This is a genomic window from Streptomyces sp. NPDC048269 (genome assembly GCF_040652395.1).
GTDB lineage: Bacteria > Actinomycetota > Actinomycetes > Streptomycetales > Streptomycetaceae > Streptomyces.
This window is the reverse complement of record NZ_JBEZLW010000037.1, coordinates 1-19741: the sequence shown is the minus strand read 5'-3', so window position 1 is coordinate 19741 and position 19741 is coordinate 1. Positions and strand designations below refer to the sequence as shown.

General features: G+C 72.3%; 20 protein-coding genes. 10 read left to right on the top strand and 10 right to left on the bottom strand.

The genetic code is table 11. The features are described from left to right. The first annotated feature begins 78 nt into the window (after positions 1-78). Entirely contained in the window at positions 79-834 is a 756-nt protein-coding gene (locus tag AB0D48_RS28890; RefSeq protein ID WP_362403177.1) for a hypothetical protein, read from the top strand. 33 nt (positions 835-867) lie between these two features. On the opposite strand, the gene AB0D48_RS28885 is transcribed toward AB0D48_RS28890, so the two are convergent. The 5 genes from AB0D48_RS28885 to AB0D48_RS28865 form a co-directional block, all read right to left on the bottom strand. Then, complete coding sequence (locus tag AB0D48_RS28885; RefSeq protein WP_362403174.1) at positions 868-1068, bottom strand: PspC domain-containing protein; 201 nt, start codon at positions 1066-1068, stop codon at positions 868-870. Positions 1069-1111: 43 nt separating this feature from the next. Next, positions 1112-1684 carry a VanZ family protein gene (locus AB0D48_RS28880; protein WP_362403171.1) on the bottom strand — a complete coding sequence of 191 codons (573 nt, stop codon included), beginning with the start codon at positions 1682-1684 and terminating at the stop codon, positions 1112-1114. Between the two features lie 67 nt (positions 1685-1751). After that, entirely contained in the window at positions 1752-2396 is a 645-nt protein-coding gene (locus tag AB0D48_RS28875; RefSeq protein WP_362403168.1) for a PH domain-containing protein, read from the bottom strand. A 25-nt stretch (positions 2397-2421) separates the two neighbouring features. Beyond that, positions 2422-3048 carry a class F sortase gene (locus tag AB0D48_RS28870; protein ID WP_362403165.1) on the bottom strand — a complete coding sequence of 209 codons (627 nt, stop codon included), beginning with the start codon at positions 3046-3048 and terminating at the stop codon, positions 2422-2424. A 75-nt stretch (positions 3049-3123) separates the two neighbouring features. After that, positions 3124-4074 carry a hypothetical protein gene (locus tag AB0D48_RS28865; protein ID WP_362403162.1) on the bottom strand — a complete coding sequence of 317 codons (951 nt, stop codon included), beginning with the start codon at positions 4072-4074 and terminating at the stop codon, positions 3124-3126. Positions 4075-4341: 267 nt separating this feature from the next. Here AB0D48_RS28865 and deoC point away from each other — a divergent pair, with 267 nt between their 5' ends. The 3 genes from deoC to AB0D48_RS28850 are packed head-to-tail and all read left to right on the top strand — an operon-like array spanning position 4342 to position 7644. After that, positions 4342-5304: a deoxyribose-phosphate aldolase gene (gene deoC, locus AB0D48_RS28860; RefSeq protein WP_362403281.1), complete on the top strand. Its 963-nt coding sequence runs from the start codon at positions 4342-4344 to the stop codon at positions 5302-5304. 5 nt (positions 5305-5309) lie between these two features. Further along, the gene (locus AB0D48_RS28855) at positions 5310-6746 is read left to right on the top strand and encodes an aldehyde dehydrogenase family protein (RefSeq protein WP_362403159.1); all 1437 of its coding nucleotides are present in this window, start codon (positions 5310-5312) and stop codon (positions 6744-6746) included. Continuing rightward, entirely contained in the window at positions 6739-7644 is a 906-nt protein-coding gene (locus AB0D48_RS28850; RefSeq protein WP_362403156.1) for an aldehyde dehydrogenase family protein, read from the top strand. Before AB0D48_RS28855 ends, AB0D48_RS28850 begins: the two co-directional genes overlap by 8 nt. 120 nt (positions 7645-7764) lie before the next feature. Here the strand turns inward: AB0D48_RS28850 and AB0D48_RS28845 are convergent, their stop codons facing one another. Then, on the bottom strand, positions 7765-8115 hold the full coding sequence (locus tag AB0D48_RS28845; protein WP_362403153.1) for a hypothetical protein: 351 nt from the start codon (positions 8113-8115) through the stop codon (positions 7765-7767). A gap of 53 nt (positions 8116-8168) precedes the next feature. Between AB0D48_RS28845 and AB0D48_RS28840 the strand changes: the two genes are divergently transcribed. Continuing rightward, on the top strand, positions 8169-8876 hold the full coding sequence (locus tag AB0D48_RS28840) for a uridine kinase (protein ID WP_362403278.1): 708 nt from the start codon (positions 8169-8171) through the stop codon (positions 8874-8876). A gap of 754 nt (positions 8877-9630) precedes the next feature. Here AB0D48_RS28840 and AB0D48_RS28835 read toward each other — a convergent pair. Continuing rightward, positions 9631-10332 carry a SigE family RNA polymerase sigma factor gene (locus AB0D48_RS28835; RefSeq protein WP_362403150.1) on the bottom strand — a complete coding sequence of 234 codons (702 nt, stop codon included), beginning with the start codon at positions 10330-10332 and terminating at the stop codon, positions 9631-9633. 202 nt (positions 10333-10534) lie between these two features. Between AB0D48_RS28835 and afsQ1 the strand changes: the two genes are divergently transcribed. From afsQ1 to AB0D48_RS28820, 3 genes are read left to right on the top strand one after another with little or no spacing between them, the layout of a single operon-like run. Then, positions 10535-11212, top strand: coding sequence for a two-component system response regulator AfsQ1 (afsQ1, locus tag AB0D48_RS28830; protein WP_063783935.1), 678 nt, complete (start codon positions 10535-10537; stop codon positions 11210-11212). Further along, the gene (locus tag AB0D48_RS28825; protein WP_362403145.1) at positions 11209-12696 is read left to right on the top strand and encodes a HAMP domain-containing sensor histidine kinase; all 1488 of its coding nucleotides are present in this window, start codon (positions 11209-11211) and stop codon (positions 12694-12696) included. The genes afsQ1 and AB0D48_RS28825 overlap by 4 nt, the downstream gene beginning before the upstream one ends. Next, positions 12689-13312, top strand: coding sequence for a hypothetical protein (locus tag AB0D48_RS28820; RefSeq protein ID WP_362403275.1), 624 nt, complete (start codon positions 12689-12691; stop codon positions 13310-13312). The genes AB0D48_RS28825 and AB0D48_RS28820 overlap by 8 nt, the downstream gene beginning before the upstream one ends. 300 nt (positions 13313-13612) lie before the next feature. Here the strand turns inward: AB0D48_RS28820 and AB0D48_RS28815 are convergent, their stop codons facing one another. The 3 genes from AB0D48_RS28815 to AB0D48_RS28805 all read right to left on the bottom strand — a co-directional run bounded on the left by AB0D48_RS28815 (position 13613) and on the right by AB0D48_RS28805 (position 16702). After that, positions 13613-15274 carry a phospho-sugar mutase gene (locus AB0D48_RS28815; RefSeq protein ID WP_362403142.1) on the bottom strand — a complete coding sequence of 554 codons (1662 nt, stop codon included), beginning with the start codon at positions 15272-15274 and terminating at the stop codon, positions 13613-13615. A 28-nt stretch (positions 15275-15302) separates the two neighbouring features. Next, positions 15303-16109: a purine-nucleoside phosphorylase gene (locus tag AB0D48_RS28810; protein ID WP_266785266.1), complete on the bottom strand. Its 807-nt coding sequence runs from the start codon at positions 16107-16109 to the stop codon at positions 15303-15305. 155 nt (positions 16110-16264) lie between these two features. Further along, the gene (locus AB0D48_RS28805) at positions 16265-16702 is read right to left on the bottom strand and encodes a gamma-glutamylcyclotransferase (protein WP_030012228.1); all 438 of its coding nucleotides are present in this window, start codon (positions 16700-16702) and stop codon (positions 16265-16267) included. Positions 16703-16898: 196 nt separating this feature from the next. Here AB0D48_RS28805 and AB0D48_RS28800 point away from each other — a divergent pair, with 196 nt between their 5' ends. Both AB0D48_RS28800 and AB0D48_RS28795 read left to right on the top strand, forming a co-directional pair. After that, on the top strand, positions 16899-18338 hold the full coding sequence (locus tag AB0D48_RS28800; protein WP_362403137.1) for an NAD(P)H-quinone dehydrogenase: 1440 nt from the start codon (positions 16899-16901) through the stop codon (positions 18336-18338). Between the two features lie 165 nt (positions 18339-18503). After that, positions 18504-19460 (top strand): DeoR/GlpR family DNA-binding transcription regulator, encoded by a 957-nt coding sequence (locus AB0D48_RS28795; protein WP_362403134.1) that lies wholly within the window; start codon positions 18504-18506, stop codon positions 19458-19460. Positions 19461-19741: the final 281 nt, after the last annotated feature.

Here is a 19741-nt window from a genome sequence, read left to right as displayed (position 1 = left end):
CGCCCTGCCGTGCCGTGTGCCACGATCACCACCAACTGCCCGCCGACGCACGCGGTTTAGAGGTCCTTGGTCATGCGCATGAAGGCACGAGCGACGATGGTCGCGCTGGTCCCGGCCCTGCTGTTCGCAGCGGTCGGGTGCGGCGCGGGCAGCCCCGCGAAGGACAAGGACCCGGACCCCAAGGGTTCGGCGGGCCAGGCACCGGGCGCGCCCGGATCTCCGGCCCCGACCGCTCCCGGCGGCTCGGCCACGCCCAAGGCCGGCGGCAGCAGGCTGGAGCGGTCCGCGCTGGAACAGGGCGACCTGCCCGGCTACCAGGTCTCCGCCCAGGGAAAGAATCCCCATGCTCCGGACGGGCAGCCGCAGGCCGACAAGAAGGCCTGTCAGCCGCTGGCCGACATCATGGGCGACAAGCCGGACCCGGCCGCGCGCGAGACCGTCAACCGTGGCGTCGGCTCCCAGAAGCAGGTCGGACTCGCCGTCTCCGCCTCGGTCAGCTCGTACGCCGAGAGCGACGCCAAGGCGCTGATCGCCCGGCTCAAGGCGGCCGTGGCCGCCTGCGGCACGGGCTTCTCCGCCGCGGTCGAGAAGCAGACCGGGAGCTATCGCGACGTGCGGGCCGCCGACTACCGCACCAGCGGCGACGAGACCGTCAGCTGGACCACGACCGCGGCCGCGCAGGACGTCTCGGCACAGGTCCACCTGGTCGTCGTGCGCGAGGGCGACACCGTCGTACGGCTGATGGCCCTCAATGTGGCGGCCGGCCGGCAGAAGACGCAGGTGCCGCAGGAAGTCGCCGACAAGCAGCTGGAAAAGGTCCAGCGGGCCGGCTGACCCGCCCCCGGCCCCCAGGCGCCGGCCGGCCGGTTACCAGGCGGTGGCGGCGGACTTCTCGTTCGGCAGCAGCAGCCACAGCGCCAGGTAGATCAGGAACTGCGGGCCGGGCAGCAGGCACGAGACGACGAATATGACGCGCATCGTATTCGCGGAAATTCCGAAGCGGCGCGCCAGTCCGGCGCAGACTCCGCCGATCCACCGGCCGTCACGGGGGCGGGCAAGGGCGCTCATGGTGTTCTCCTCTTCCGGGATCGGATCGCTTTCCTGCGATGCCTCAATACTCCCGGGGAACCGCCGACAAGACCTCGGTCCAGGGGCCGAGGCCGACCCTGGTAATTCTCGGGGTGGCCCCCTGATAAGCGGTGCGTGAACGCCGCATCCGGGCGCGCAGCGCCGGTACGACGGCCGCGTGCGCGAGCAGCACACCGAGGGTGTTCAGCAGGACCGAGTCCACGTCGGCCACCTGGCCCGGCACCGCGGTCTGGAGCATCTCGATGCACACCGAGACCAGCGCGCCGGCTGCCGCGGTCCGGGCGAGCGAGGACCAGGCGGACAACGCCGACGGCGCGAGCCGCCCGCTGACCAGCGGCAGCAGCACCCCGAGCGGGGCCAGCAGCGCCAGGCCCTCGCCGATCCGGTGGGCGGCCTCCAGCGGCCCGTAGGCGAGGTCCGCCCTGATCCCCTCCAGCGGGTTCAGATTCGCGGCCGCGGCCCAGGGCACGTCCAGCGGTCGCAGGGTCAGCCAGCCGACGACCACCAGGTGGGCGGCCAGCAGGAGGGCGGCCAGGAGCCGGAACCGGAGATGAATGGCGGTGGCGGCGCTGCCGCCGGCCTCATTGCGCTGCACATCTGCGAGGACGCACCGTCCGGTAGCCCTGGTTCCGCCCGACCGGGAAGCGCCTCGGGGGATCCCGTCAGCCCGTGGCGAGGAGCACGATCAGCAGCACCGCACCCACGACGACGGGCGCGATGACCTCGTACGACCACTTCACGCGGACGCTGCCCTGGGCGCCGGCCCGCGAGGCCCCGCGCTCGGCCAGCTCCTGCAGCTCGTCCACGACCCGGTCGGCCTCTGCCCGCCGCGGGGCGCCCGGTACGGCCCCGTTCTGCGCCGCCGAGGAGGACGGCCTGCGGCCGGTGAGCCCGCCGCGGCCGCCGGACTGCTGCTGCCGGGCCGCCTTCTTCCGCTCGCGCAGGGAGACGGGGACGGACCAGAGCTGGTACTTCGAGCCCTCGGCCAGCACCTCGGCCGAGTACCCGGCGCGTACCGCGTCCACGGCCGCCCAGGGCAGCTCGATGACCCGGAACGGGTTCCGTACGCGCATCCGGTCGGCGTTGGCGAAGACGGCCGGGCGGATGGTGAAGGCCACGACCAGCGGTACGGCGCACAGCGCGACCGCCAGGGCCGTCCACGGGGCGTTCCCGGAGCCGCGCAGCACGGCGTCCCCGCAGAGCCATGCGATCAGGGCGAGCATCAGCACGCCGGTGACCACGGCCATGGGGGAGCGGTAGACCCGGTCGTGGTACACCGGCTCGTCGTCGGGCTGCTGGCTGCTCATGGGCCCGATTCTGCCCCACGCCGTCTCACCCCACGAGATCGGCGTACAGAATGATGTTGTCGGGCCGGTGACCGGCGGTGATGTCCCCGCCGCAGGTGATGACGCGCAGCTCCGGCCGCACGGTGTCCCCGTACACCTTGGTGGTGGGGAACTCCTTCTTGTCGACCTGCTCCAACTCGCGGACGCGGAAGACGGCGGTGCTGCCGTCCGCGCGCGAGACCGTGATCTGATCGCCGACGTGGACCCGCGAGACGTCCTTGAGCACGGCCGGGCCGCGGGCGGTGTCGAAGTGGCCGATCAGCACGGCGGGGCCGGTCTCGCCGGGGGTGACGCCCTTCCCGTACCAGCCGATCTTGTCCCCGTCGGCCACGGAGGGCACCTCGACCGTACCGTCGGCGGCCAGTCCCAGCGTCAGCACCGGTGAGGCGTCCACCCCGGCCGCGGGGATCCGTACGCGTACGGGCGCGGAGGCGGGCAGCGGGGCGGCCGGCGCCGTGGCCGCGGGCGCGGCCGTGGGCGCGACGGAGGGCGGGGCGGCGGTCGTCGGCGGGGCGCTCGGGGTGGGGGCAGTGGGGGCGGCGGTGCCGCAGCCGGTCAGGGCGGCGGCGAGGAGGACGGCGGCGAACAGCGGGCGGGTGGCGCGGCGGGCCATGGGGTGCTCCGGGAACGGGCTCCGGCGGGCCACCGTGACGGTGGCCCGCCGGAGGCGAGGCGAGACCGAGGTGTGTCAGCCCTGGGCGCGACGGCGGAGCAGGGCCATGCCGGCGCCGAGCGCACCGAGGATCGCCATGAGGCCGGCGCCGGCCGCCACGGTCGTGGTGTTGTCGGTGTCCTCGGCCGCGGCGGCCGGGATCTCGGCGCCCGCGGCGACCGCGCCCTTCGGCACCACGGAGGTCTGGCCGGCGGTCTGCGGCTTCGCCGGGGCCGGGGCGGCGGGCTTCTCCACCGGCTCGGTGCCGGTGAACTTGTAGTTCGGCTTGCACCCCTTGGGGAACGCGGGGAAGGAGGCGTGGCCGGTACGGTCGCTGCCGCCCTCGGTCTTCCACTCGAAGACGGGCGTCGCGCTGCTGGGGTTCACGATCCGGGCGATGATGCCGGCCGAGTCGGGCAGCGCGGGGTGGGTGCGGTCCAGGGTGGCCCAGGCGCCCTTGTCCTCGTCGGCGAAGAGGACCGCCTTCGGGCCGTTCTCGGTCACGTACAGCTCGGCCCGCATGCCTCCGCCGATCGGCTGCCCCTTGGGCCCCACCCGGCAGTCCGTGCCGAACTGGCCCGCGGGCAGCGGGTAGGACTTGGTGGTCCCGTCCTTGGCGGTGACGACAAGTACCGGGGCGGCGGTCTCGGCCTTGGTGAGCTTGAGGGACAGCCCGTTGGCCGTGTCGGAGGTCTGCTCCCTGTCCAGCTTGGCCAGGACCCGGAACATGTAGGGGTCGCCCGGCTTCCAGCCGGCGCCGACCACGCGGATCCAGGCCTCGGGGCCCTCGGCCTTGTTGCGCAGCACCGCGACCAGGCCCTCGCCGATGTAGACGGGCTCGCCCTCGTAGCGGCTGTTGTCCGATGCCGTGGCGGTCCGCGGGGCCGCGGCGGGCGCGGCGAACGCGGCGCCGGCGGCCGGGATGAGCATCGCGCCCGCGAGGGCGGCGGTGACGATCGAGGTGCGGAGGGCGAGGGCGGTACGCATAACGACTCCTGAAGCGTGGATGAGGAGAGTGGAGGAGAGTCGCATGCCGCGTTGAGTCTGTTCGGTCTGTTTCACCGGGGTCAGGTGTGGCGGGCTGCTGAAGAGAAATCTATGGATCTTGTGCGGCCGGACGATCCGGGTCCTGTCATGGCCGCGTAACAGCGGACGTGCGTACGAACGGAGGTGTCGATTCCGCAGCGTTTCCGCCGGAATCGAGGGGAGGGGGTGACAGGTTGCTACGCGCGTAGATATGCTCATGTGGTGACCATGCCCACCACCCTCACCGCATTCGCTGACGTGACGACGTCCGACAGTGCGCTGCGCCGCTTCCTGCACGGGCTGCCCGGCGTCGACGCTGTCGGCCTGGAGGCCCGCGCGGCCTCCCTCGGCACCCGTTCGATCAAGACGACGGCCAAGGCGTACGCCATCGACCTGGCCATCTCGATGATCGACCTGACGACGCTGGAAGGCGCGGACACCCCGGGCAAGGTCCGGGCGCTCTCCGCCAAGGCCGTCAATCCCGATCCGACCGACCGCACCACCCCGATGACGGCCGCCGTCTGCGTGTACCCCGACATGGTGGCCACCGCGAAGGCGGCGCTCAACGGCGCCGACGTCAAGGTCGCCTCCGTCGCCACCGCGTTCCCGGCCGGCCGCGCGGCCCTGCCCGTCAAGCTCGCGGACACGGCCGACGCCGTGGCCGCCGGCGCCGACGAGATCGACATGGTCATCGACCGTGGCGCCTTCCTCGCCGGCCGCTACCTGGAGACGTACGAGCTGATCAAGGCCGTCAAGGAGGCGTGCGTGCGCCCCGACGGCACCGCGGCCCGCCTCAAGGTGATCTTCGAGACCGGCGAGCTGTCCACGTACGACAACATCCGCCGTGCCTCCTGGATCGGCATGCTCGCGGGCGCCGACTTCATCAAGACGTCGACGGGCAAGGTGGGCGTCAACGCCACGCCTGCCAACACCCTGCTCATGCTCGAAGCCGTACGCGACTTCCGGGAGCAGACTGGAATCCAGATCGGCGTGAAGCCGGCCGGCGGCATCCGCACCACCAAGGACGCGATCAAGTTCCTGGTCCTGGTCAACGAGACCGCGGGCGAGGACTGGCTGAGCAACCACTGGTTCCGCTTCGGCGCGTCCAGTCTGCTCAACGACCTGTTGATGCAGCGCCAGAAGCTGAGCACCGGCCGTTACTCCGGTCCCGACTACGTGACGGTGGACTGATCACCATGGCATCCCTCTTCGAGTACGCACCGGCTCCCGAGTCCCGCTCGGTCGTCGACATCGCCCCCTCCTACGGGCTCTTCATCGACGGTGAGTTCACCGACGCCGCCGACGGCAGGGTCTTCAAGACCGTCTCGCCGTCGTCCGAGGAAGTCCTGGCCGAGGTCGCCCAGGCGGGCGCCGCCGACGTGGACCGCGCCGTCAAGGCCGCCCGCAAGGCCTTCGCGAAGTGGTCCGCGCTGCCCGGCTCCGAGCGCGCCAAGTACCTCTTCCGCATCGCCCGGATCATCCAGGAGCGCAGCCGCGAGCTGGCAGTCCTGGAGACCCTGGACAACGGCAAGCCGATCAAGGAGACCCGCGACGCGGACCTCCCGCTGGTCGCCGCCCACTTCTTCTACTACGCGGGCTGGGCCGACAAGCTCGACCACGCGGGCTACGGCCCGAACCCGCGCCCGCTGGGTGTGGCGGGCCAGGTCATCCCCTGGAACTTCCCCCTCCTCATGCTCGCGTGGAAGATCGCCCCGGCGCTCGCCACCGGCAACACGGTCGTCCTGAAGCCGGCCGAGACCACGCCCCTGTCGGCGCTGTTCTTCGCGGACATCTGCCGCCAGGCGGGCCTGCCCAAGGGTGTCGTCAACATCCTCACCGGGTACGGGGACGCGGGCGCGGCCCTCGTCGAGCACCCGGACGTCAACAAGGTCGCCTTCACCGGGTCGACGGCCGTGGGCAAGAAGATCGCCCGCCACGTCGCCGGCACCGACAAGAAGGTCACCCTGGAGCTGGGCGGCAAGGGCGCCAACATCGTCTTCGACGACGCCCCGATCGACCAGGCCGTCGAAGGCATCGTCAACGGCATCTTCTTCAACCAGGGCCAGGTCTGCTGCGCGGGCTCCCGCCTGCTGGTCCAGGAGTCGATCCACGACGAGCTGCTCGACAGCCTGAAGCGCCGCCTATCGACGCTTCGCCTCGGCGACCCGCTCGACAAGAACACCGACATCGGCGCGATCAACTCCGCCGAGCAGCTCGCCCGGATCACCGCGCTCGCGGAGACCGGCGAGGCCGAGGGCGCCGAGCGCTGGTCCCCGGCGTGCGAGCTGCCGTCCGCCGGCTACTGGTTCGCCCCGACGCTCTTCACGAACGTCACCCAGGCGCACACCGTCGCCCGCGACGAGATCTTCGGTCCGGTGCTGTCGGTGCTGACCTTCCGAACGCCGGACGAGGCGGTCGCCAAGGCCAACAACAGCCAGTACGGCCTGTCCGCCGGCATCTGGACGGAGAAGGGCTCGCGCATCCTCGCGGTCGCGGGCCAGCTCCGGGCCGGCGTCGTCTGGGCCAACACCTTCAACAAGTTCGACCCGACCTCGCCCTTCGGCGGCTACAAGGAGTCGGGCTTCGGCCGCGAGGGCGGCCGCCACGGCCTGGAGGGCTACCTCGATGTCTGACCAGTCGGCGGCACCGTCCCGCCTGAGCGTCTTCAAGACCTACAAGCTGTACGTCGGGGGCAAGTTCCCCCGCTCCGAGAGCGGCCGGGTGTACGAGGTGAGCGACTCCAAGGGCAACTGGCTGGCGAACGCCCCCCTGTCCTCCCGCAAGGACGCGCGTGACGCGGTCGTCGCCGCCCGCAAGGCCTTCGGCGGCTGGTCGGGCGCGACCGCGTACAACCGCGGCCAGATCCTCTACCGCATCGCCGAGATGCTGGAGGGCCGCCGGGACCAGTTCGTCCGCGAGGTCGGCGAGGCCGAGGGCCTGTCCAAGTCGAAGGCCGGCGCCGTCGTGGACGCGGCCATCGACCGCTGGGTCTGGTACGCGGGCTGGACCGACAAGATCGGCCAGATCGTCGGCGGGGCCAACCCGGTCGCGGGCCCCTTCTTCAACCTCTCCACCCCCGAGCCGACCGGCGTCGTCACGGTCGTCGCCCCGCAGGACTCGTCCTTCCTGGGCCTGGTCTCGGTGCTCGCCCCGGTGATCGCCACCGGCAACACCGCCGTCGTGATCGCCTCCGAGAGGGCGCCGCTCCCGGCGCTCTCCCTCGGCGAGGTGCTCGCCACCTCCGACCTGCCCGGAGGCGTGGTCAACATCCTGTCCGGCAAGGCCGCCGAGATGGGGCCGCACCTGGCGTCCCACCAGGACGTCAACGCGATCGACCTGGCGGGCGCCGACGTCGCGCTGGCCAGGGAGCTGGAGATCGCCGCGGCCGACAACCTCAAGCGCGTTCTCCGTCCACAGCCTGTGGACGACTGGACCGCGGACCCGGGCACTCACCGCATGACGGCGTTCCTGGAGACCAAGACCGTCTGGCACCCGACGGGTTCGCTGGGCGCGGGCGGATCCTCGTACTAGAGCCCTCCGGCCGAAACTCTTCGCCTGAGGCTCTTCGGTGGAGCTCTCCGAGTGGAGCTTTCCGAGAACCGGCCCCGGCAGTGTCCCCCGCACTGCCGGGGCCTTCTCGTGCCTGCGCACCTACGCCTTGGGGAGTACCGGCCCCAGCAGCGAGGTGACGGCGGCCGTGGGGAGCTCGCCGACTGAGGGTCCCTGCGTCAGGACGCCGGTGACCATGCCCGTACCGACCGCGGGGAAGTCCGCCACCTTGGTGGCGACCCCGTTGTCCAGCGGGTCCACGCCGGTGTGGGCCAACGGGTTCACCTTGAGGTTCGAGATCGGGTCGGTGACCCCGGCGAGCGCCGCCGGGACATCGAGTTCGCCGGCCTGCGCGCCGCCGGCGGCCATCGCCAGGGCCGCGCCGGCCATCGAGACCGTCAGCCCGGCGGTGCGGAGCCGGTTCGTTGCGGAGGGGGCTGCGTGACGTGCCATGGATTCCGCCCTGTGATCGTAGTCGCGTGCGCACGCAGCGTAGTTGACATGTGATCCTCGATACCAACCGGTCACCGGGAGGATCCCCTACCCGGGGGAATGGTTCAGACTGGTGTCCCGTGAGCTGTTCTTCTCCTTCACCGACCCGCGTCGTACTCCTGACCGGTCCGTCGGGCTCCGGAAAATCCGTACTGGCCGCCAGGTCCGGGCTGCCCGTGCTGCGCCTCGACGACTTCTACAAGGAGGGCGGCGACCCCACCCTCCCGCTGGTCGACGGCAGCTCCGACATCGACTGGGACTCCCCGGGCTCCTGGGACGCGGAGGCGGCCGTGACCGCGATCGCGGAACTGTGCGCGGTGGGGAGGACGGAGGTGCCGGTGTACGACATCGCCACCTCCTCGCGGACCGGGACCGAGACCCTGGACGTCTCGCGGTCGCCGCGGACGCCGCTGTTCATCGCTGAGGGGATCTTCGCCGCCGACATCGCGGCGCGCTGCCAGGAGCTCGGGCTGCTGGCCGACGCGATCTGTCTGCGGGGGCGGCCCTCGACCACCTTCCGGCGGCGGCTGGCCCGTGATCTGCGGGAGGGGCGAAAGTCCGTCCCCTTCCTGCTGCGCAGGGGCTTTCGCCTGATGCGGGCCGAACGGGGCATCGTGGCCCGGCACGTCGCGCTGGGCGCGCACGCCTGTGGCCGTGACGAGGCCCTCGGTCGCCTGGCCGCCGCTGCGGCGGGCCGCCACCGCGCCGCCGCCCCGGCGTAGCCCGCCCCACCCCGGGGCTCCGCCCCGCCCCCCACTGCGGCACCGCTGCCGGGGACCGGCCCCCGGCCCCCCGCGCCTCAAGCGCCGGCGGGGCTGGAGGTGGGGCTCTGCCCCCGAACCCCCGCGCCTCAAGCGCCGGCGGGGCTGAAGATGCCCCCGGGCCCCCGCGCCTCAAACGCCGGCGGGGCTGAAAGTGCCCCGAGCCTCAAGCGCTGGCCTGGCTGGAGGTGGGGGGCTCTGCCCCCGGAGCCCCGCGCCTTGTTGCGGTGAGGTGGAGGTGGGGGGTTGCCCTCGGGCCCCGCGTCTCAGCGGCAGGTCGTGCCTGGTGGAGCCGGGCAGCGGCAAATTCAGCCCCGCCGGCGTTTGAGGCGCGGGGTCTGGGGCGGAGCCCCGGGTTTTGAGCCGCGCCGGGCATGTTCAGCCCCGCCGGCGATTGAGGCGTCGGGTCTGGGGCGGAGCCCCGGGTTTTTGAGGTGGGCCGGGCATGTTCGGTCGCGCCGGCGTTCGGGACGCGGGGTCTGGGGCGGAGCCCCGGGTCTTTGAGCCGCGCCGGGCACGTTCAGCCCCGCCGGCGATTGAGGCGCGGGGCCGGGCAGGGCCTGGAGGGATCGGCCCGGCCGCGGACGCGAAAAGGCGGGATCATGCGGACCCCCGGCCGCCTGATCCCGCCCTTTCCCCCCGCGGCCCCCGCCCCACCCCCGTAGGACGGGCCCCCTGGCCCGATGGCTCCATGCGGCGCCGCGCCGCACCCGCGCTACGCGACGAGCTCCTCGAAAGACTCCGCCTCGTCACGGCCGAAGCTCAGCGCCTCGTCCTCCCGCAGGCGCCGCAGCGACCGCCAGATGCTCGACTTCACCGTGCCGACGCTGATCCCGAGGATCTCCGCGATCTCCGGGTCCGTGCGGCCCTCGTAGTACCGCAGCACCAGCATCGTGCGCTGCGGCTCCGGGATCCGGGACAGCGCCTGCCACAGCACCGCGCGCAGCTCCGTACCGCGCATCGCGTCCGTGTCCGAGGCGGTCTCCGGCAGTTCCTCCGTCGGGTACTCGTTCAGCTTCCGCCGGCGCCACGCGCTGATGTGCAGGTTCGTCATCGTGCGGCGCAGGTAACCGCCCACGGCCGCCTTGTCGCTGATCCGGTCCCAGGCGCGGTACGTCGAGAACAGCGCGCTCTGCAGCAGGTCCTCGGCCTCGTGGCGGTCGCCGGTGAGGTGGAAGGCCGTTGCGTACAGCGCGGCCCGGCGCTCCTGGACGTACGCCGTGAACTCGGCCTCCGACGTGGAGGACGGGGTGGTGGTGCCCTGTGCGGGAACCGCCCGGTACTGGTTTGCGTCAATGGCTACGACGTGCGCCGGCCGGGGCCGGATGACCGCAACCGTACGGACACCCGCCCGGCGGTTCACATCGTGCAGCCGCGTGACAACCGCGCTGGTGGTGGTGCTGTGCAGCGTGTTCATCTCGCGCCCCCCGTCGTGGAGTCTGCTTGGGTCCGTCGTGTTCGGTTGCTGAACAGAAGACTGCCCGGCCGACTTAACCGGGGTGTCCGTCGACTGTCACAGCCCTGTCACAGCGACCTCGGCAGGGCCGCCGGGGGGCCGCCGCGAGATCCCGTACGCCTGACGGTCGAACTCCCGTCGGCCGATGGGACAGAATGAGCCCGTGCCTTTCCTGTTGCTGATCGAGGACGACGACGCCATCCGCACGGCCCTCGAACTCTCGCTGTCTCGCCAGGGCCACCGTGTGGCCACCGCGGCGACGGGCGAGGACGGCCTGAAACTGCTGCGCGAGCAGCGGCCGGATCTGATCGTGCTGGACGTCATGCTGCCCGGGATCGACGGTTTCGAGGTGTGCCGGCGCATCCGGCGCACCGACCAGCTGCCGATCATCCTGCTCACCGCGCGCAGTGACGACATCGACGTGGTCGTGGGCCTGGAGTCCGGGGCCGACGACTACGTGGTCAAGCCCGTGCAGGGGCGGGTCCTCGACGCCCGCATCCGTGCCGTGCTGCGCCGCGGCGAGCGCGAGTCCAGCGACTCCGCGAGCTTCGGATCCCTCGTCATCGACCGCGCCGCCATGACGGTGACGAAGAACGGCGAGGACCTCCAGCTCACCCCGACCGAGCTGCGGCTGCTGCTGGAGCTGAGCCGCCGTCCCGGACAGGCTCTGTCCCGCCAGCAGTTGCTCCGGCTCGTCTGGGAGCACGACTACCTGGGCGACTCGCGGCTCGTCGACGCCTGCGTGCAGCGGCTGCGCGCCAAGGTCGAGGAAGTGCCGTCCTCACCGACCCTGATCCGTACCGTCCGGGGTGTCGGCTACCGACTGGACTCCCCGCAGTGATCAGAGCTCTGTTCGCGGGCCGGCGCTGGACCAGCCTGCGGCTGCGGCTCCTCGTGGTGTTCGCGCTGGTCGCGTTGACGGCCGCGGTGTCCGCCTCGGGGATCGCGTACTGGCTCAACCGCGAGGCGGTCCTCACCCGTACCCAGGACGCCGCCCTCGGCGACTTCCGGCAGGAGATGCAGAACCGCGCCGCGGCGCTGCCCGCCGACCCGACGCCGGAGGAGCTGCAGCGCACCGCCGAGCTGATGGCGGGCAGCAGTCCCGGGTACAGCGTGCTGCTGGTGCAGGAGCTCAAGGACCACCGCCAGGTGTCGGGGGCCGCGGGGCCCGACACCTTCGGGCTGGGCGACGTACCCAAGTCCCTCCAGCACGCGGTCGATGACCGGCAGAAGACGACTGCGGCGAACGACGCCGAGTACCACGTGTACTGGCAGCGGACGAAGCCGAACGGCAATCCGTACCTGGTCGGCGGCACGCGCATCGTGGGCGGCGGCCCGACCGGCTACATGTACAAGTCGCTCGCACAGGAGCGGGACGACCTGAACGCGCTGGCCTGGTCGCTGACGATCGCGACGGGTCTGGCGCTGCTGGGCTCGGCGCTGCTGGCGCAGGCCGCGGCCCGTACGGTCCTCAAGCCCGTGCAGCGGCTCGGCGACGCGGCGCGCCGGCTCGGCGAGGGCGAACTCGACCACCGGCTGGACGTGTCGGGGACGGACGAACTCGCCGACCTGTCGCACACCTTCAACAAGACGGCGGAGGCGCTGGAGAAGAAGGTCGCCGACATGAGCGCGCGGGAGGAGGCGAGCCGCCGCTTCGTCGCGGACATGTCGCACGAACTGCGCACGCCGCTGACGGCGTTGACGGCGGTCTCCGAGGTGCTGGAGGAGGAGGTCGACGACCTCGATCCGATGATCGCACCGGCGGTGGCGCTGGTCGTCAGCGAGACGCGGCGCCTCAACGACCTGGTGGAGAACCTGATGGAGGTCACCCGCTTCGACGCGGGGACGGCCCGGCTGGTGCTGGACGACGTGGACGTCGCCGACCAGGTCACGGCCTGCATCGACGCGCGGGCCTGGCTCGACGCGGTCGAACTCGACGCCGAACGGGGCATCGTGGCGCGGCTCGACCCGCGCCGCCTCGACGTCATCCTCGCCAACCTGATCGGCAACGCGCTCAAGCACGGCGGTTCGCCGGTGCGGGTGTCGGTGGTCGTGGAGGGCGAGTGGCTGGTGATCGCGGTCCAGGACAACGGGCCGGGCATCCCGGAGGAGGTCCTGCCGCACGTCTTCGACCGGTTCTACAAGGCGAGCGCGTCGCGGCCGAAGTCGGACGGGAGCGGGCTGGGCCTGTCGATCGCGGTGGAGAACGCGCACATCCACGGCGGTGACATCACCGCAGCCAACGGGCCGGAGGGCGGGGCGCTGTTCACGCTGCGGCTGCCGGTGGATGTGGGGAAGGTGATCGCGGGTGACCAGGATGCGTAAGGCTCTGCCGGTGGCGGTGGCGCTCCTCGCCGTGTCGGGATGCGGCATCAGGGCGACCACCGTGCCGGTGGACGTGGGCCCGGCGCCCTCGCGGGTGTCGTGCGACACCCCGGCGCAGCCGAGCGGGCAGGACGGGGTGCAGGGCTTCCGGGCCACGGTGGAACTGGTCTGCGGATCGCAGCTGGTGGGCGTGGAGCGAGTGGTTCCGATCCCCGAGAAGCGGGTGCTGCGGGACCCCGTGGCGCTCGTCGCGCAGGCGCTGCTGGAGGCGCTGGAGAAGACGCCGAGCGGGGAGGAGCGGGACGCCGGCTTCACGAGCGGGGTCCCCTCGGGGCTGACGGCGGTCGCGCCGAAGTCGGGCGATCCGGCGGGCACGGTGCGGTTGAGCCGTAAGCCGGAGGATCTCCCGCCGGTGGCGTTGTCGCAGATCGTGTGCACGCTGGCGGGCAGCGAAGCCGTGTCGGCGGGGCCGGGGCCGGTGGTCCTGGGCGGCCCGGATGCGGATCCGCCGCGTGCCTGGGACTGCACGGACGCGGTCCGCTCCCGCCCGGAGTCGATCCCGACCCTGGGCGACGTCGTCCACCCTTCCGCTTCCGCGGCGGCCACACGCCGCTGACGCCGCTGCGGCCCCGCCGCCGGGGCGCGCCGCCGCCCGCCTCAGGCGCCGGCGGGGCTGGGTCGTGCCCGGCGGGGTTGAGGGCCGGGGTGCTGGCCCGTGGCCCCGCGCCTCAAGTGCCGGCGGGGCTGGGTTGTGCCCGGCGGGGTTGAGGGACCGGGGTGCTGCCCCGTGGCCCTGCGCCTCAAGTGCCGGCGGGGCTGGACTTGGCTGGAGGAGTGGGGGACAGGCCCGCAGGGAGCCGGGTACGGCGACGGCCCCCGGAGCCGGAGCTCGGGGGCCGTCACCGGGCACGGCGGGCTAGATGCCGGCCGCGGCCGCCAGGTCCTTCTTGATCGCGTCCAGGATTTCCTGGGCGCGGGTGCGGGCCGGGGGGAGGTCCGAGGCCTCGGGGACCGGGACCACGACCTCCAGGTAGCACTTCAGCTTCGGCTCCGTGCCCGACGGGCGGACGATCACGCGCGCCTTGTAGGCGCCGTCCAGGTAGTAGCGCAGGCCGTCCGTCGGCGGGAGGGACTCCGTACCCTGGTTCAGGTCCTCCGCCGAGACGACCTGCAGGCCCGCGAGGGAGGCCGGGGGCTCCGCCCGCAGCCGCGCCATCGCCGAGGCGATGACCGACAGGTCCGAGACGCGGACCGACAGCTGGTCGGTGGCGTGCAGGCCGTGGGCCATCGCCAGGTCGTCCAGCAGGTCGGTCAGGGTGCGGCCCTGCTCCTTGAGCTCCGAGGCGAGCTCCGCCACCAGCAGGGCGGCGGTCACGCCGTCCTTGTCGCGGACGCCCTCGGGGTCCACGCAGTAGCCGAGCGCCTCCTCGTACCCGTAGCGCAGGCCCTCGACGCGGGCGATCCACTTGAAACCGGTGAGGGTCTCCTCGTACGGCAGCCCCGCGGCTTCCGCGATCCGCCCGAGGAGGGAGGAGGAGACGATCGACTCCGCGAAGGTCCCGCGCGCCCCCTTGTGCACCAGGTGGGCCGCCAGCAGCGCGCCGACCTCGTCGCCTCGCAGCATCCGCCAGCCGGAGGCGGCGGAATCGTCCGGGACGGCCACCGCGCAGCGGTCCGCGTCCGGGTCGTTGGCGATCACGATGTCAGGGCCGGCCTCCGCCGCCTTCGCGAAGGCCAGGTCCATCGCGCCCGGCTCCTCCGGGTTGGGGAAGGCCACCGTCGGGAACGCCGGGTCCGGCTCGGCCTGCTCGGGCACCAGGACCGGCTCCGGGAAGCCGTGCCGGGCGAAGGCCGCCATGACGACCTCCTTGCCGACGCCGTGCATGGCCGTGTAGACGGTCCGCACGCCCCGGGGGGACCCGGGGGTCAGGACGGAGTCCGTACGGGTCAGGTAGGCCTCCAGGACCTCCTCGTCGAGCTGCAGCCAGCCGTCCGTCGGGCGGGGTACGTCCGAAAGGGCCCCGATCGCGGCGATCTCCGCCGCGATCTCGGCGTCCGCCGGGGAGACGATCTGCGAGCCGTCGCCGAGGTAGACCTTGTAGCCGTTGTCCCGGGGCGGGTTGTGGCTCGCGGTCACCTCGACGCCGGCGACGGCACCCAGGTGCCTTATGGCGTACGCGAGGACGGGCGTCGGCAGCGGGCGGGGCAGGACGGCCGCGCGCAGCCCGGCGCCGGTCATCACGGCCGCGGTGTCGCGGGCGAAGTCCGCGGACTTGTAGCGGGCGTCGTAGCCGACGACGACCAGGCCGCCGGTGTGGCCCTGGGCCTTCAGGTACGCCGCGAGGCCCGCCGCGGCCCGGATGACCACGGCACGGTTCATCCGCATCGGGCCCGCGCCCAGCTCGCCGCGCAGTCCGGCGGTGCCGAACTGGAGCGTGCCGGAGAAGCGGTCCGAGAGCTCCGCCGTGTCGCCGGCCTCGATGAGCTTGGCGAGCTCGTCCGCCGTCTCCGGGTCCGGGTCCTCCGCCAGCCAGGCCTGGGCCCGGGTGATCAGCTCGTCCTGTGCCTGTTCCTGCACTACTTCCGCCTTAGCTCTCGTACGTCGATCAGATGCGGGCGAGGACCTGGGTCAGCAGCTTGCCCATGCGCGCGGCCGAGTCACGGCCGGCCTGGAGCACCTCTTCGTGGTTCAGCGGCTCGCCGGAGATGCCCGCCGCCAGGTTGGTGACCAGGGAGATTCCGAGCACCTCGGCGCCGGCCTCGCGGGCGGCGATGGCCTCCAGCACGGTGGACATGCCGACCAGGTCGGCCCCCATGACGCGGATCATGTTGATCTCGGCCGGGGTCTCGTAGTGCGGGCCGGGGAACTGCACGTAGACGCCCTCTTCGAGGGTCTCGTCGATCTCCTTGCACATCGCGCGCAGGCGCGGCGAGTAGAGGTCGGTGAGGTCCACGAAGTTCGCGCCGACGATCGGCGAGGTGGCCGTCAGGTTGAGGTGGTCGCTGATCAGCACGGGCTGGCCGGGCTTCATGCCCTCGCGCAGGCCGCCGCAGCCGTTGGTCAGGACGACGGTCTTGCAGCCGGCGGCGACTGCGGTGCGCACGCCGTGGGCGACGGCGGCGACGCCGCGGCCCTCGTAGAAGTGGGTCCGGCCGAGGAAGAGCAGCGCGCGCTTGTCGCCGATCTTGTACGAGCGGATCTTGCCGCCGTGGCCCTCGACGGCGGGCGGCGGGAAGCCGGGCAGCTCGGTGACCGGGAACTCGGCCTCGGGGGCGCCGAGCGCCTCTGCGGCGGGGGCCCAGCCGGAGCCCATGACGAGGGCGACATCGTGGGTTTCCGCGCCGGTCAGCTCGCGCAGGCGGGCGGCTGCGGCTGTGGCGTCGGCGAAGGGGTCGGTAACAGATGCGTTCACGCGGAAGAGCGTAGCCGCTCATTGCCTACGCGCGTAGATGGCACAGCTCACGGTGTTCGGATCGTTGCCTTGTCGTTTCCGCCGAATCGTCCCCGGAGGGCTCAGCAGGGCTCAGCAGGGCCCAGCAAGCAGCGCGGCTCAGCAGGCAGCGCGGCTCAGCAGGGGCGCTTGCGGATTTCCATCACGTAGTCGTGCGGGGCGCCCGCGGATTCGGCCGCGTCGGCGATCTCGCCCAGGTAGCGCGCCGAGGGAAGACCGCCCTCGTAGCCGTTGAGGACGTACACCCAGGCCGCCTCCTCGCCGTCCAGCGTGTGCACGCGCACCCGCATCCGGCGGTAGATGTCGAGCCCGACGCCCTCCCAGCGGTCCATCGAGTCCTCGTCCAGCGGCGCGATGTCGTACAGGGCGACGAAGACCTGGTGGCGCGGGGCTTCGACGATCGTGGCGAGTGCGCCCTCCCAGCCCATCTGCTCGCCGCCGAAGGTCAGCCGCCAGTCGTTGATCCAGCCCGTTCCGCGCAGCGGCGAATGGGGAGCGCGGCGCGTCATCAGCCGCGGGTCGAGGTTGCCGGCGTACGCGGCGTAGAGCGACATGAGGTCGAGGGTACGGGAGGGTCGGCCCGGGCCGCTCTCCCGGCCGGGCACGGGCCGCCGTACCGGATGGAGGGACCGGGCGCGAAGCACCTTGAAGCGTGCGGGACAATGGGGCACGGAATGCATCCCCCGGGGAGACCCCCCGGAACACCGGCCGGGGCGGCAGCCGGCCGGGTAGACGTGAGGCGGACTTTTCGTGACCCGGATCGTGATCATCGGCGGCGGACCCGGCGGGTACGAGGCGGCCCTGGTAGGGGCCCAGCTCGGCGCGGAGGTGACCGTCGTGGACTGCGACGGCCTGGGCGGGGCCTCGGTCCTGACCGACTGCGTACCTTCCAAGACTCTCATCGCGACCGCCGAGGTCATGACGACCTTCGATTCCTCGTACGAGGAGCTCGGCATCGTCGTCGCGGACGACACCCCGCACATCGAGCAGGCCGCGCGCGTCGTCGGCGTGGATCTCGGCAAGGTGAACCGGCGCGTCAAGCGCCTGGCGCTCGCCCAGTCGCACGACATCACCGCCTCCGTGACCCGGGCCGGCGCCCGCGTCGTACGGGGCCGCGGCAAGCTCGGCGGCCCGCAGGGCATCGACGGCACCCGGGACGTCATCGTCACGGCCGCCGACGGCACCGAGACGATCCTGACCGCGGACGCCGTGCTCATCGCGACCGGCGGGCACCCCCGCGAGATCCCGGACGCCATGCCCGACGGTGAGCGGATCCTGAACTGGACCCAGGTCTACGACCTGGACGAGCTCCCCGAGGAGCTCATCGTGGTCGGCTCCGGTGTGACCGGCGCCGAGTTCGCCGGCGCGTACCAGGCCCTCGGCTCCCGGGTGACGCTGGTCTCCTCCCGCGACCGCGTGCTGCCGGGCGAGGACCCGGACGCGGCCGCCGTCCTGGAGGACGTCTTCCGGCGCCGCGGCATGAACGTCGTCGGCCGCTCCCGCGCCGAGTCCGCCAAGCGGGTGGGCGACCGGGTCGAGGTGACCCTCTCCGACGGCCGCGTCCTGACCGGTACGCACTGCCTGATGGCGGTCGGCGCGATCCCCAACACCAAGAACATGAACCTGGAGGAGTCCGGCGTCCGGCTCAAGGACTCCGGGCACATCTGGACCGACAAGGTGTCGCGCACCTCCGCGCCCGGCGTGTACGCGGCCGGCGACGTCACCGGCGTCTTCGCCCTCGCGTCCGTCGCGGCGATGCAGGGCCGCATCGCGATGTACCACTTCCTCGGTGACGCGGTGGCCCCGCTGAACCTGAAGACGGTGTCCTCGAACGTCTTCACCGACCCGGAGATCGCCACCGTCGGTTACACCCAGGCCGACGTGGACTCCGGCAAGATCGACGCCCGGGTGGTGAAGCTCCCGCTGCTGCGCAACCCGCGCGCCAAGATGCAGGGCATCCGGGACGGCTTCGTGAAGCTGTTCTGCCGCCCGGGCACCGGCATCGTGGTGGGTGGCGTGGTCGTCTCCCCGCGTGCGAGCGAGCTGATCCACCCCATCTCGATCGCGGTCGACAACAATCTGACGGTCGAGCAGATCGCAAACGCGTTCACCGTGTACCCCTCGCTGTCGGGTTCGATCGCCGAGGTCGCGCGGCAGCTGCACACGCGGAAGGCCGCGGGAGAGGCGTAACCGCCGCATGCCGTAAGGAGTTTGGGGCGGGGCGCCGTCCTGTGGCCGGTCGTTCACACAACGATCCGACCGCGTATACCACTAGTCGCCCCGCCGTATGGACAACTTCGGTATTCCGGTGCAAGGAGCTGAAAGCAGACGGTCGTTGGGGTTACTGTCAGTTTCGTGTTCGCTGCAGAACGTCGCCAATTGATCCTCGAAATGGTGCGGGCCAACGGAGCGGTATCGCTCCGGGAGCTCGCCCGCGTCGTCCAGACCTCCGAAGTGACCGTACGGCGGGACGTGCGGGCACTGGAGGCAGAAGGACTCCTCGACCGCCGGCACGGCGGTGCGGTCTTGCCGGGCGGTTTCACGCGGGAGTCCGGCTTTCCGCAAAAGTCCCATCTCGCGACGGCGGAGAAGACCGCCATCGCCGATGTCGCGGCCTCCCTCGTCGAAGAGGGCGAGGCCGTCGTCGTCGGCGCGGGCACCACGACCCAGGAGCTGGCCCGTCGGCTCGCCCGGGTGCCCGGACTGACCGTCGTCACCAACTCGCTGCTGGTCGCGCAGGCGCTGGCGCACGCGAACCGGGTGGAGGTGGTCATGACCGGCGGCACCCTGCGCGGGTCCAACTACGCGCTGGTCGGCAGCGGTGCCGAGCAGTCCCTTCAGGGGCTGCGGGTGACGCGGGCCTTCCTCTCGGGGAGCGGCCTGACCGCCGAGCGCGGGCTGTCCACGTCCAACATGCTCTCCGCGAGCGTGGACCGGGCGCTGGTGCAGGCGGCGGCGGAGGTGGTGGTGCTGGCCGACCACACGAAGCTCGGCACGGACACCATGTTCCAGACCGTGCCCACCGACGTGATGACCCGTCTGGTGACGGACGAGCCGCCGCCGCACGACGACCGGGCCGCCACGGAGCTCCAGGCGCTGGCCGATCAGGGCGTGCAGATCACCGTGGCCGGTGGTGGGATGGCCGCGTCCGGTGGTGGTGACGGCATGGCGGGGCGGCGGCCGCGCCGCGATTCGCCGTTGCCGGTGCAGCGTCGGGGCGGCCCGACCGCGCAGCTGCGCAGTGCGCCGGCCTCGTTGCTGGAGCAGCAGGCCGGGGAGCGGGCACGGGTCGCGGACATGCGGCGCCGGTAGTCCCTGCGGGACCGGCTGCCCGGGCTCGCCCCGACCCCCGCCTCATACGTCGGCGGGGCGGAAAAAGCGGGGCTCCGCCCCGGGCCCCGCGCCTGACACGCCGGCGGGGCCGGATCGTGCCCGTGTGCCACAAGAAACGAAGGCGGGGCTGGAATCCCAGCCCCGCCGACGTTTTGCGTACTGCAGGACGTCAGTCCTTGATCTCGCAGATGGTGGCGCCGGAGGTGAGGGAGGCGCCGACTTCGGCGGTGAGGCCGACGATGGTGCCGGAGCGGTGTGCG